Consider the following 12,652-nt stretch of genomic DNA (forward strand, 5'->3'; position numbering starts at 1 on the left):
GTAGAGCGCATAGCGCACAGCGAACAACGAACAACGAACAACGAACAACAATTAAAAATTAACTAAATAAATAAAGAAGAAAGATTATGAAAGCAATGTTATTAAACAGTTACGGAGAAAACGCAAATTTTGAAGTTTCAGAAATAGCAAAACCAGCAGTAAAAGCAAATCACGTTTTAGTGAAAATAGCGGCATCTAGTGTCAATACTATTGATATGATGATTAAAAATATGGGGACAGATTTACCATTGTCTCCTGCTACTCCAGCTTTATTAGGTATGGATTTTTCCGGAGTAATTGAAGCTGTTGGAGAAGGTGTAGAGGGTTATGCTGTAGGCGATGAAGTATACGGTTGTGCTGGTGGATTAGCAGATTTACCTGGAACATTGACAGAATACATTGTAGCCGATAGTAGTTTAATTGGTCACAAACCAAAAGAATTGACTATGCGCGAAACTGCAGCTTTACCTTTAGTTGCAATTACAGCTTATGAAGGTTTGACAAGAGCAGGCGTAAAAGCAGGTCAGAAAGTATTGGTACATGGTGGTTCTGGTGGTGTTGGTCATTTAGCGGTTCAATTGGCAAAATATTTTGGTGCAGAGGTTTTTGCTACTGGTACTGGTGACAAGCAGAAAGCAATTGTTGAAAAATTTGGGGCAACGTTTATCGATTTTAAAACTGAAAAGGTAGCAGATTATACAGCAAAATATACCGATGGAGGTTTTGACGTTGTTTTTGATACCGTTGGTGGTTCAAACCTAACCAATTCTATGGAAGCGGTTGCCTTAAACGGACACATTTCTACAACGGTTTCCTTGTTGGAAATCGATTTAACTCCGTTGCACTTTAAAGGAGCATCATTACACGTGGTCTTTATGTTGATTCCGATGTTACATAACTTCAAAAGAGAAAATCACGGTAGTATTTTAAAAAAATTAGCTGAAATTTCTAACGAAGGTCATTTAACTCCGATTGTTGATGAAAATCAATTTTCATTGGAGCAAGTTGTTGATGCTTATGCACACTTAGCTAGTGGTACAGCTATTGGTAAAGTTGTGGTTGAAAACTAAATAATAGTAAATAAAATATGTAGTAGGATTAGAGTTGCACGCTCTAATCATGTCGATGAATATGTTCTTTTGAATGCCCCAGAAATGGGGCATTTTTTTGCTTTAAAACAAAACCTTGAAATTTACCTAAACAACCGTTTTTACTACCAAAAAATTACTGCTGTCTCATACTACCTTTGTTATCAGAATAAGTAAATAAAACCAAAAATACTTTTAAAGAGGTTTTGGTAAAAAACAAATATATTATGAAAACAATAACAAATACAAATGCACTCGCACAAGCTCGTGCGCTTACACTACCAACTCGCGAAGCTTCACTAAATCGTGATCCTTCTGTGTCACAATTTTGGAATAGTAACCGAGAGTTGCTTAAAGATGCTTGGAGCGAATGGGAAATTGAAAACAAAGACAGTTTGCTAGTACCTGATGAAACCTTACTTGACCCAAAATTAAGAAAAGCTATAAACGATGCTTGGGAAAATCCAGAAAAGGAAAATGCTGTTGCTGATTTATGGGAAGAGATTATTCCTGGGGTATATTCTGCTCAGTTTTTTGATTTGGAACGTCTAGCAGATTTTCGTAAATATCTAGAAGCTACGGTAAATTCTGAAATTCCAAGACGTGCACCTTATGGCATTCAGTTGAATCGTTATGGCGTTATGTTAGACCCACGTTCAGAAGGTCATCTTGCTGCACCCAATTTTCAGGCATTTTACAACGAAATCATGGATCACTATATGCGTCCGATCGCCCGTTTATTACTAGGTACTTATGGCTACGATAACCAAACCTTTGGTTTTTCTATTCAGTATAACCCAGATAAAGATAAAGATTTGCATGCCCATACGGATGCTTCCGCAGCTACCTTGAATATTAATATTAACTTACCTGAAGAAAAATTTACAGGTTCACAAGTCGATTTTCATGATCGATCAACAGGTAAAGTGGTTCAAACTATCTTTGAACCCGGTAAGGCAATAATTCATACTGGCAAAGTACCTCATGCTACCCATCCAATTACAAGTGGACAACGTAGTAACTTGGTTGTATGGCTGTATGGAGATCGTATGCAAATACCACGAGGAGGTGCAAGTAGTTATGGCAGCGTTGATAATTCAACATCAAAAGTTGTTGCGGCAGAAAATATTACGGCTCGCGAGCGTTGGAGTTTACCAGAAGGTCCCAAAGATACCTTTGCACCGTTTTAAAAATAAAAGAAAACAGAATTTTGGCAGAACATATTCTGCCAAAATTCCATTTATAAAATACTAAAGTCTAAAAAATGAAACATATATTAATTACGGGAAGCACAGACGGTATAGGAAAGCTACTGGCGCTTCGTTTGGCGAAAGAAGGTCATTTAGTTGGCGTTCATGGTAGAACTGATACTAAGTTAAAGGCTACTGTAACCGAAATCAAAGCGGAATCAAAGAATGACAATATAGTAGGTTTTTTAGCCGATTTCTCAAACTTGTCAGAGGTTAAACAGATGGCAAAAGAAGTTGCTCAAAAAATGCCGAAAATTGATGTTTTGGTAAACAATGCCGGTGTTTTGAAAACTAAAACTGATACTGCTTCGAACGGAGTAGATGTTCGTTTAACAGTAAACTATTTAGCACCATATCAATTTACAAATGCGGTATTACCGTTATTGAAAAAGTCAGATACACCTAGAATTGTAAATCTTAGTTCTGCGGCACAATCCCCAGTTTCTTTAAGTGCATTAAAAGGTGAAATGAGTTTAGGGGCTAATGATGCCTATGCACAAAGTAAATTAGCGTTGACCATGTGGAGTTTTGATTTAGCAAAAAAAGAACCAAGTATTTTGGTTGTTGCCGTGAACCCAGGTTCGTTATTGAATACTAAGATGGCAAAGGAAGCCTACGGTCAACATTGGTCTCCTGCAGAAAAGGGAGTAGATATTCTTTATGATTTAAGTATGACCGACAAAGCGAAAACAAACGCTTATTTTGATAATGATAAAGGAGGTTATTCTCAAGCACACCCAGATGCCTATGATGATGAAAAAATTAAAGAATTGGTTGAGTTAACGAAGAAATTGATTAAATAATTTTCACTTGCTATAATTTAAAATCACCATAGAAATAGATGTAATTTTGCAAGTATAAATTTATTGTTCAAAATTCATACATGAGCTTTACAGTACGAACATTTCTTTTAATTATAGGATTATTTATTGTTTCTGCTTGTGGTAATATTAAAAAATCACCACCAAATGACACCGATATCAATTTGCGTTTTATAGATGAATATGTTTTGCCTGATGAAACAACATTTGCCAACACTAGGGTAGGTGGGTTATCAGGTATAGATTATGCAAATGGAATTTGGTACGCCATTAGTGATGACAGTGATTTTCCACGCTTTTATAGCGCCAATATTTCTTATGATATTAACGGATTTGATTCGATTGAAATAACATCCGTTACTCATTTTAAAGATTCAATTGACGAAGTAATACCAAAAGGATTTGTCGATCCCGAATCTATTAGATATGATGATGGATGTTTTATTTGGACAAGTGAAGGAAATATAAAGAAAGGTCTGAGACCTTTCGTACGCATTTCAGATTCAGTCGGAAATTTTGTTAAAGAATTGAATCTTGCTAGTCGCTACTTACCTAATGAGAATCCAGATTTGGGACCTCGCCATAACGGTGTTTTTGAGGGAATATCTGTAAGTAAACATAAAAAAGGGTATTGGGTTGCCATGGAATTACCATTGAAAGAAGACGGAGTTGAACCTACTTTAGAAGAAACAGACTCACCTGTAAGAATAGTTTATATTAATGAAAAAACAGGGCATTCCGAAAAGGAAATAGTGTATGAATTGGACAAAGTTTCCCGTCCTGCAATTGACGGAGCTACATTTGAACTAAATGGTATTGTTGAGATTCTAGAGTACGATACCAATAGATTTTTTGTACTAGAACGTTCTTATTCCATGGGATATGAGGACGGAGGAAATACAGTTAAAATTTATGATGTTGATGCAAATAAAGCGACTGATGTAAGTGGTATCAATAGTTTAAAAGTTGAGCGCTATACCAAAGTAACAAAGAAGCTTTTATTCAATTTTGAGGATATTAGAAATGAATTAACCAACGGTATTGTCGACAATATTGAAGGAATCTCTTTTGGTCCTGACTTTGCAAACGGTAATCGCTCCTTAATAGTGGTGGCCGATAATAATTTTAGCCTGTATGGTCCACAACTTAATCAGTTTATACTTTTTGAAGTAGAGAAATAAATACAGAGAATCAATTTTGACCCCTTCTTATTTCATGATAAGAAAGGGCTCTTATTTAACCGAATTTCTATTCCTCAAACAAAAACTCCCCTTTTGTTTCTGCTGCGTGTAATCCCCAATCAACAATTAGGTTTAGAATTGGAACCAATGTTTGTCCAAACTCCGTAAGAGTGTATTCTACTTTTAAAGGTGGTTTTTTAGTAAACACTTTTCTGTTTACCATACCATCTGCTTCTAATTGTTTTAACTGTAAACTCAACGTGCGCTCAGTAATACCAGGAATTTCTTTACGCAACTCGTTGTAGCGTTTTTTGTCGCCTATTAAATGCGTTAGTATCACACTCTTCCATTTTCCACCTATCAATTCCATTGCTGCGCTCGTTGGGCAGAATGATATTTTATTATTGATTTTAATTTTTGGTTTCTTTTCAAACAGTTCTTTTCTGTCCATTTCTTTAAAATTAAATATATGACAAAGATAATAAGCTTTAATATAGTATGCAACTATACTTTTTATAGTAAAATATTATGTATTCAAATAATTGATATTCAGATTATTACAAATTATTTTGTATACTATACTTCTTGACCGTTATTGACACGTACCAACTCTACACTTACATTTGTACTATAATTTTGATAGTATTATAAATCAACAAGTTAAGAAATAACAAAAATGAATCTAACAGAAATATTAAACAACCGCTACTCAGCAAAAGAATTTGATGCAACTAAGAAAATATCAGATGCAGATTTTCAACAGATAAAAGATGTACTGCGTTTAAGTCCTTCTAGTGTAAACCTACAACCTTGGCATTTTTTAATTGCAGATACCCAAGAAGGTAAAGCCCGTATTGCAAAAGGTACAGAAGGCGCGTTTCATTTCAACACACCAAAAGTTTTAGATGCATCTCACGTAATTGTTATCGCAGCTCGCACAGATGCAGACGATGATTATATGAACAGCGTTCTAGAACAAGAAGACCAAGATGGTCGCTTTGCAGCACAAGAGTTTAAAGATCAAATGCACGGTGGTCGTATGCTATTTGCAAACATTCACCGCTACGACCTTAAAGATTTACCACACTGGATGGAAAAGCAAGTGTATTTAAATATGGGCGCACTTTTATTAGGTGCAGCTGCCTTAGGTATTGATGCTTGCCCAATGGAAGGTGTAGATGTAAAAGCTTTAGATGAAGAATTTAGCTTACGCGAAAAAGGCTTCACCGCTCTAGCGGTTGTGTCTTTAGGTTATAGAAAAGACAGTGACTTTAATGCAAAATTACCGAAATCTAGATTTCCTGAAGAAACAGTTATCACACAGTTATAATCAGTCTTAAAATCCAATAATGATGAAAACTAACACAAAAATTATTCACGCAGCTATCGTACAATATCACCGTTGGTATCTTTTTTATGAACGTGATTTTGAAAATAAACAACGACTAGAAAATCAGTTAGAAATTTTAGCAGATGATATAAAAATGAAATCTGTAGCTGGAGAAATGCAAGGCAAAGAAAATTATCCTGAAAGATTAAAAGTTTATAAAGGATGGAAGAATGCGCATCATATTCAAAATATAACAGTAAATAAATTAGAGAACGGTGCTATTAATTTAGAAGCTGATATTATATATCAAAATTTAAAGTCAGACGGTGCTAATGACAGTTATCCTTTGCATTACAGCACATTTTTAAAAGAGGTTCCTGGTGCGCTTTTACCTGTGTTTACAGAAATCAATATTAACCCTACTGGCGAGATTAAAGACCCAACGTTTGAGGATGCATATCCAGAAAACCGAATGTTATCTCTTATGCATTACTGGCTCTTAAATATGGAACAGTTAGATGGTAATGTTGCGCCTTTTAAAGAGGTATTAGCAGATGGTTTTAAACTTAATTTTTCAACAAATAGCGAGCCTATTGTTACCATAGAACAATTAGAACAATGGTTAAACGGAACGCCAAAGCAATTGAAGGAAAGCAGTCATTTTCCAGAGAATTTTACAGTAAAAGTAATTTCAGAAAATGAATATGAAGTCAATGTAGATTTTGTTTGGAAAGGGATAACAAAAGAGGGTCAAAAATTAACCGCAACTACTTCTCACCATTGGATTGTAAAGGATAATCCAAATGACAGATTTGCAAAAATAAAAGAGGTTACAATCATTCAAAAAGTACCACTTACTCCATTAAAATAAAAGGTACTTCAATTCTAAAGAACATTATTATGAAAAGTACAATAGTAAAATTTACTGCAAAACCAGAACATAAATACACGTTTGCAGCAACGCTTAAAGAAGCACAAGCGGCAACACAAAAAGAGGCTGGTAATAAAGAGATTAGAGTATTTGTGTCTAAAGCAGAAGACAATGTGTTTTTTGTTTACGAACGTTGGGCAGACAAAGCTGCTATTACAGCTCACGATAACGAGCCACATACCAAGAAGTTAATGGAAGTAGGACAGACCGCCTTACAGTCGGCTCCTGATTTCTACTTTTTAGGCGATACAAATCCGCTTCCAGACCATTCTAAATCTGAAAATCCTGAAGATGACGTATTTATTATTTTCTTCATTTTTAAACTAAAAACGGAATTTAGAGAAGCACTTCTTGAACAGTTTGAAGATCACATTATCCACACAAGAAACGAGGAAGAAGGCAACATTCTTTTTGATTTATATACAGTAGATAATCAAGAAGATACCCTAGCAGTTTACGAGCATTGGAGAAAAGAATCTGATGTTTGGGACATTCACTTTAATCAACCTTATGCAGTAAAAACAGGCAAACTAATGGAAGATGCTGTCATTGGTGATTTAAAGCAGTATATGAATTTCGTTAGAGAAATTTAAAAGATACCCAACTTTATTAAAAACAAAGATTATGAAAAAGCAATTAATTTTATTATACACTTTAGTTTTAGCTTACTCCAGTAATGCCCAAAACACTAAAGAAGACAACTATAAAACAGGCGTAAAAATTGTTAACGAGGTTAATGGTGAAGGCGCTTCAAAAGGATTAGAAGCAGCTTTTAAAAGTGTCTCTCCAGATATGGCAGATTATATTATTCGCTATGGTTTTGGAGAAATTTATAACAGAAAAGGCATAGATTTTAAAACCAAAGAATTATTAATAATTGCTAGTCTTACTACACAAGCTAATGCAAAATCGCAGTTAAAGTCGCATATAAAGGCTGCCTTAAATTTAGGTGCTACGCCAAATGAGATTTCAGAAACTATGATTTTATTAAGCTTGTATACGGGCTTTCCTGCTGCAAATAATGGCATTTTTACTTTAAAGGAAGTTTTAGAAGAAACAAACTATACGGCATCTAAATACATAAATACAACACAACAATTAGTTAAAAACTGGGAGTTAGATGGCTTTTCTATGCCTGAGTCTATTGTGGCATCACCAACAGAGAATTGGTTGTATGTTTCTAATGTAAATCAAAATAACAAAGGGTATATAAGTAGAATTTCAAAGGACGGAAAAGTTGATAATTATAAATGGGTAACTGGTTTAAATTCGCCTGCAGGCTTGGCATTATATCGGGACAAATTATACGTTGGCGATGGTAAGGAGCTTCATATTATCAATGTTAAAAATGGTAAAGTCGTAAATAGCATTACTTCTCCAGATGTTGTGTCATTAAATGATGTCGTGGTTTCTAAAAACGGACAGGTTTTTATTTCTGATATAGCAAGTGGTAAGATTTTCACATTAGTAAATAACAAATTAGAGGTTTGGTTTCAATCCCCAGAAATTAAGCATCCAAACGGACTTTATATTCAAAATGAAGACTTAGTTATTGCAAATTTTGGTGAAGAATTGACTTTAGAAATTTCACCAGATAAGTTTGGCAGTCTATATAAAGTCAACTTAAAAGATAAAAGGATAACACGGTTTAAAAGCAGTTATCAACTAGGAGCTTTAGACGGTTTAACTGCTGTTAATGATGGTTTTTTAGTAACAGGAGGTACGGTTAGTGACTTGTTTTTTATAAATGAGAATACGCGACAATTAATTGGGAACTTCCCGAAAGGTTTAGCAGATATTACCATAGAAAACAATGTGTTATTTACTCCGGTTCTATTTAGTAATTCAATAGCATCTTACACACTTCCATCAACTATTAGTAAAGCTATACCTGTAGATGAAAATTGGAAACGAATAAACACAAAAGAAGAATATTTAAAGATAGCTGCCGATAATTTTTATGGTGACAAAGACGGGCAATCTGTTGCTACTCACGACGGACAAATATTTGGAGTTTTTGGAGGTAAAGTTTTGACAGGTACTTGGGATTGGAAAAATAATTTCTTCACCAGAACCAGCAAAATCGGAGATATGGATTTAGGGTATGATGAACTTGTAATTGAAGTTACAGATACCAAAATGCGCTTAACACTTAAGCAAGGCAAGGGAATGACCGTTGTCTATAATAAAAAATAATTTAAAAATAGAAACACTATGAAAGCAATAGTATTAGAAAAAGCAGGAGGACCCGAAAACCTTCATTTAGTAGAAATAGCAAAACCGATTATAAAAGAGAACGAAGTGTTAATTACTGTAAAGGCAATTTCATTAAACCCTGCAGATGTAAAACCAAAGTATAACGACGAGATGTTAAGTATGATGTATGGTAAAGAACGACCTGTTATTTTAGGTTGGGATATTGCCGGTATAGTTACCGAAGTTGGCGCAGCAGTTACCAATTTTAATGTAGGAGATAAGGTCTTCGGAATGGTTAATTTTCCTGGTGTAGGTAATGCTTACGCGGAATTTGTAGCTGCTCCAGAAGCACATTTAGCTATAATGCCAAGTAACGTTTCTTTTGAAGAGGCTGCTGCTACAACCTTAGCTGCTTTAACTGCATTACAAATCTTAGAAGGAAGGATTAATAAAGGTGATAAAGTACTAATACAAGCAGGTTCTGGTGGTGTTGGTCATTTTGCTATCCAAATTGCAAAAGCAATGGGAGCTTTTGTGAATACTACTGCCTCGGCAAAAAATAGTGCATTTGTTACCTCTATTGGAGCAGATAACGTAATTGATTATCATACTGAAAAGTTTGAAGAAATTTTATCCGATATCGACTTTGTGTTAGATACGCAAGGTGGTGAAGTATTAGAAAATGCAGTAAAAGTTTTAAAAAGCGGTGGAACAGCCTACACAACAGTAGGTATGGACTTAGATGACTTAAAAGCATCAGCCAAAAAGGAGAACAAAACCGTTTCAGACATTTTAGTACACTCTAGTGCTAAAGATATGAACACCTTAAAAGAAATGTTAGAAAACGGTAGCATTAGACCAAACATTTACAAAACGTTTGCTTTTGAAGATATGGCTAATGCCCATACCGAAGTTGAAAAAGGAAGAACAGTGGGTAAAGTAATCGTGACACTTTAGTATCAATTATTAAAACACAATGAAAATGAAAACACAAGATAAATTACCGCATTATACGAGAAAAATATTTGTTGGTGGCGAATGGAAAGACGGAAAAGGACCAGCAATCAAGGATATTAACCCTTGGAACCAAGAGGAGTTATTCTCTTTAAATGGAGCTACTACAGATGATGTAAATGAAGCTTTTGAACAAGCAGCAGTTGCGCAGAAAAAATGGGCAGCTGTACTACCTCCTGAAAAGAGTAGAATGATGCTTAAACTAGCCGAAGTAGTTAGAAGCCGAAAGCAAGAGTTTGCAGAATGGGCAAGAAAAGAAGTAGGAGCAACCTTAGCAAAAGGGTATTTTGAAGCAGAATTAGTAGCTAGCGTTTTTGAAAGTGCTGTGCATTTACCATTACAAGTAGAAGGTAAAATATTACCACAAGATATTGATGGCAAAGAATCTATGGCTGTTAGAAAACCATTAGGTGTTATTGGTTTAATTTCTCCTTGGAATTTTCCGGGTCAATTAACCGCGCGTACTTTAGGTCCAGCATTGGCAGTAGGTAATGCGGTGGTGTTAAAACCGGCATCAACGTCTATAGTAACAGGCGGATTAATTTTCGCTTCTTTTTTAGAAGAGGCAGGTTTCCCGAAAGGGTTATTAAGCGTTTTACCAGGTGGAGGAAGTACTATTGGTACTGCAATTACAAAACACCCAATATCAAAATTAATTTCGTTTACAGGCTCAACACCAGTTGGTCGTCAAGTTGGTAAAAATGCTCTGGAGGCAGATATCATTAAAAACATCGAGTTAGAATTAGGTGGTAACAGTCCGTTTGTGGTGCTAGAAGATGCAGATATTGATCAAGCGGTTGAAGCTGCTGCTTGGGGTAAATTTATGAACCAAGGTCAAATCTGTATGGCTATCAACAGAATTATCGTTGAAGATAAAGTCTATGATGAATTCACAGAAAAGTTTATAGCAAAAGTAAAAACCTTAAAACGATTGGATATGAATGATCCGGATACGTTTGTAGGTCCTATTATTGATCAAAATCAGTTTGATACTGTTAAAGGGTTAATAGACGATGCAAAAGAACAAGGTTACAAAATGGCATTAGGTGGAGAAGCAGAAGGTTTACATATGCCGCCATACGTTTTTGTAGATGTAGACGAAAATTGCCCATTATTTCAAAATGAAATATTTGGACCAGCAGTGTCTATTGCTAGAGCAAAAGATACAGAAGATGCTTTACGTTTAGCAAATGCTACAGACTACGGTTTATCTAGTTCTGTATTTACACGAGACGAGGGAAAAGGAATGGCATTTGCACAAGGTATTGAAGCTGGTATGACACATATTAATGACCAACCAGTTAATGATAGTGCCTATGCACCATTTGGAGGAGTTAAAAATTCAGGTCTAGGACGTTTTAATGGACAATGGGGTGTAAAATCGTTTACAGTAGCTCATTGGATTACCATTCAAAAAACACCAAGGAAATATCCTTTTAAAGCAGCTGATTTTCAGTAGTCAAAAGTAATTTAAGTTACATTTTTAAAAGCTGAGATTAATTCCAATTAGTCTCAGCTTTTCTTATATTCTAACAATTGGTAAAAGTTTCAAAATATTCTTGGAATTTCAGTAAGAAATCAAGTTCTTGCACGATTAAATTTCGCTTAAAATAATGGATGATTTAATTACGTTTTCTATTGCTGTTTTTACTGGTTTTTTTGCCATTACTAACCCAATATCTAACATGACCGTTTTTCTATCTTTAACCCAAGGGGCAGATGAAAAAACCAAAGCCGATATCAATAAAAGAGCAAATTTTATTGCCTTTATCATTGTATTGGTATTTGTCCTTTTAGGAAAATATATTTTCGAATTGTTTAATATTAGTATTCCCGCCTTTAAAATTACAGGTGGTATCTTAATATTTTATATCGGTTTTGACATGCTGCAATCAAAACAATCTAATGTAAAGAATATAAAACACGTAAATATTGATGAAAATATTGCTGTATCACCATTGGCAATTCCTATTCTAGCTGGTCCTGGTACTATAGTTACCGCTATGAACTTTGTTTCTAATTCGCAACCTGTTCATATAGCAATCGTTATCGCTGTTTTCGGTTTCATGAGTATACTTACTTATCTGACTTTTAGGCTTAGTAACTTAATTGTACGATTGGTTGGTTACAACGTTATTTCTGTTATCGGTAAGATTATGGGTTTAATTATTGCCATCATAGGAACGGGTATGATTATCGAAGGAATAAAAATTTCCTTTAACCTGATTACAAAATAAATACCTAAATTAAAGGATACTTTTTTTAAAACGCATTGGAATATGAAGAAGGTACTTGTTTTATTTGCCCATCCGAAGTTTGAAAAATCAAGAGCGAACAATGTATTGGTGAATTATATCAAAGATAAAGAAGGTGTTACTTTTCATGACTTATATGAAGAGTATCCAGATTTTCATATAGATGTTCCTTTTGAGAAAAAACTGTTAGCGGAACATGATGTTATTATTTGGCATCATCCTATGTATTGGTACAGTTGTCCGCCGTTATTAAAACAATGGATAGATATGGTGTTGGAATTCAATTGGGCATACGGTCCAGAGGGAAAGGCATTATCTTCTAAAATTTGTTTAAACACTATTACCACAGGGGGCAACAAAGAATTATATTGTACCCAAGGAACAAATAGCTATACCATTACCGAGTTTTTAAGACCTTTTGAACAAACTGCCAATTTGTGTTTAATGCACTATCAAAAGCCATTTACCGTTATGGGCACTTACAAATTATCTGATGAAGATCTTAAGATTTACGGGGAGAATTATAGCATGTTAATAGATCAATTACAAAGCAAAGAAGCCATTGTAACCACATAAAAGGTATTTA

At 34.7% G+C, this 12,652-nt stretch carries 13 protein-coding genes; 12 read left to right on the forward strand and 1 reads right to left on the reverse strand.

Annotation, left to right across the window (positions count from 1 at the left end):
* Window positions 1-86: 86 nt before the first annotated feature.
* The 4 genes from P177_RS10345 (at window position 87) to P177_RS10360 (ending at window position 4,340) form a co-directional block, all read left to right on the forward strand.
* Window positions 87-1,070 carry a zinc-dependent alcohol dehydrogenase family protein gene (locus tag P177_RS10345; RefSeq protein WP_036154503.1) on the forward strand — a complete coding sequence of 328 codons (984 nt, stop codon included), beginning with the start codon at window positions 87-89 and terminating at the stop codon, window positions 1,068-1,070.
* A gap of 245 nt (window positions 1,071-1,315) precedes the next feature.
* On the forward strand, window positions 1,316-2,278 hold the full coding sequence (locus tag P177_RS10350; RefSeq protein WP_036154505.1) for a hypothetical protein: 963 nt from the start codon (window positions 1,316-1,318) through the stop codon (window positions 2,276-2,278).
* 74 nt (window positions 2,279-2,352) lie between these two features.
* The gene (locus P177_RS10355; RefSeq protein WP_036154508.1) at window positions 2,353-3,141 is read left to right on the forward strand and encodes an SDR family NAD(P)-dependent oxidoreductase; all 789 of its coding nucleotides are present in this window, start codon (window positions 2,353-2,355) and stop codon (window positions 3,139-3,141) included.
* Between the two features lie 80 nt (window positions 3,142-3,221).
* Window positions 3,222-4,340, forward strand: coding sequence for an esterase-like activity of phytase family protein (locus tag P177_RS10360; protein WP_036154510.1), 1,119 nt, complete (start codon window positions 3,222-3,224; stop codon window positions 4,338-4,340).
* A gap of 67 nt (window positions 4,341-4,407) precedes the next feature.
* Here P177_RS10360 and P177_RS10365 read toward each other — a convergent pair whose 3' ends face one another.
* Window positions 4,408-4,791 carry a winged helix-turn-helix transcriptional regulator gene (locus tag P177_RS10365; protein WP_036154512.1) on the reverse strand — a complete coding sequence of 128 codons (384 nt, stop codon included), beginning with the start codon at window positions 4,789-4,791 and terminating at the stop codon, window positions 4,408-4,410.
* A 225-nt stretch (window positions 4,792-5,016) separates the two neighbouring features.
* Between P177_RS10365 and P177_RS10370 the strand changes: the two genes are divergently transcribed.
* The 8 genes from P177_RS10370 to P177_RS10405 all read left to right on the forward strand — a co-directional run bounded on the left by P177_RS10370 (window position 5,017) and on the right by P177_RS10405 (window position 12,642).
* Entirely contained in the window at window positions 5,017-5,670 is a 654-nt protein-coding gene (locus P177_RS10370) for an oxygen-insensitive NAD(P)H-dependent nitroreductase NfsB (RefSeq protein ID WP_036154514.1), read from the forward strand.
* A gap of 19 nt (window positions 5,671-5,689) precedes the next feature.
* Complete coding sequence (locus P177_RS10375) at window positions 5,690-6,541, forward strand: hypothetical protein (RefSeq protein WP_157486529.1); 852 nt, start codon at window positions 5,690-5,692, stop codon at window positions 6,539-6,541.
* A gap of 29 nt (window positions 6,542-6,570) precedes the next feature.
* On the forward strand, window positions 6,571-7,194 hold the full coding sequence (locus tag P177_RS10380; RefSeq protein WP_036154517.1) for a putative quinol monooxygenase: 624 nt from the start codon (window positions 6,571-6,573) through the stop codon (window positions 7,192-7,194).
* 31 nt (window positions 7,195-7,225) lie between these two features.
* Window positions 7,226-8,797, forward strand: coding sequence for a carboxymuconolactone decarboxylase family protein (locus tag P177_RS10385; RefSeq protein ID WP_036154519.1), 1,572 nt, complete (start codon window positions 7,226-7,228; stop codon window positions 8,795-8,797).
* Between the two features lie 18 nt (window positions 8,798-8,815).
* Window positions 8,816-9,754: an NADP-dependent oxidoreductase gene (locus P177_RS10390; protein WP_036154521.1), complete on the forward strand. Its 939-nt coding sequence runs from the start codon at window positions 8,816-8,818 to the stop codon at window positions 9,752-9,754.
* Between the two features lie 25 nt (window positions 9,755-9,779).
* Entirely contained in the window at window positions 9,780-11,270 is a 1,491-nt protein-coding gene (locus P177_RS10395; protein ID WP_209435188.1) for an aldehyde dehydrogenase family protein, read from the forward strand.
* Window positions 11,271-11,424: 154 nt separating this feature from the next.
* Entirely contained in the window at window positions 11,425-12,048 is a 624-nt protein-coding gene (locus tag P177_RS10400) for a MarC family protein (RefSeq protein ID WP_036154525.1), read from the forward strand.
* Between the two features lie 42 nt (window positions 12,049-12,090).
* Window positions 12,091-12,642, forward strand: a complete 552-nt coding sequence (locus tag P177_RS10405; RefSeq protein ID WP_051941801.1) for an NAD(P)H-dependent oxidoreductase — start codon at window positions 12,091-12,093, stop codon at window positions 12,640-12,642.
* Window positions 12,643-12,652: the final 10 nt, after the last annotated feature.

The organism is Maribacter forsetii DSM 18668 (assembly GCF_000744105.1).
Lineage (GTDB): Bacteria > Bacteroidota > Bacteroidia > Flavobacteriales > Flavobacteriaceae > Maribacter > Maribacter forsetii.

Coding starts and splice junctions, on each gene's coding strand:
- P177_RS10345 (WP_036154503.1), top strand. CDS start 87: ATGAAAGCAATGTTATTAAACAGTTACGGAGAAAACGCAAATTTTGAA.
- P177_RS10350 (WP_036154505.1), top strand. CDS start 1,316: ATGAAAACAATAACAAATACAAATGCACTCGCACAAGCTCGTGCGCTT.
- P177_RS10355 (WP_036154508.1), top strand. CDS start 2,353: ATGAAACATATATTAATTACGGGAAGCACAGACGGTATAGGAAAGCTA.
- P177_RS10360 (WP_036154510.1), top strand. CDS start 3,222: ATGAGCTTTACAGTACGAACATTTCTTTTAATTATAGGATTATTTATT.
- P177_RS10365 (WP_036154512.1), bottom strand. CDS start 4,791: ATGGACAGAAAAGAACTGTTTGAAAAGAAACCAAAAATTAAAATCAAT.
- P177_RS10370 (WP_036154514.1), top strand. CDS start 5,017: ATGAATCTAACAGAAATATTAAACAACCGCTACTCAGCAAAAGAATTT.
- P177_RS10375 (WP_157486529.1), top strand. CDS start 5,690: ATGATGAAAACTAACACAAAAATTATTCACGCAGCTATCGTACAATAT.
- P177_RS10380 (WP_036154517.1), top strand. CDS start 6,571: ATGAAAAGTACAATAGTAAAATTTACTGCAAAACCAGAACATAAATAC.
- P177_RS10385 (WP_036154519.1), top strand. CDS start 7,226: ATGAAAAAGCAATTAATTTTATTATACACTTTAGTTTTAGCTTACTCC.
- P177_RS10390 (WP_036154521.1), top strand. CDS start 8,816: ATGAAAGCAATAGTATTAGAAAAAGCAGGAGGACCCGAAAACCTTCAT.
- P177_RS10395 (WP_209435188.1), top strand. CDS start 9,780: ATGAAAACACAAGATAAATTACCGCATTATACGAGAAAAATATTTGTT.
- P177_RS10400 (WP_036154525.1), top strand. CDS start 11,425: ATGGATGATTTAATTACGTTTTCTATTGCTGTTTTTACTGGTTTTTTT.
- P177_RS10405 (WP_051941801.1), top strand. CDS start 12,091: ATGAAGAAGGTACTTGTTTTATTTGCCCATCCGAAGTTTGAAAAATCA.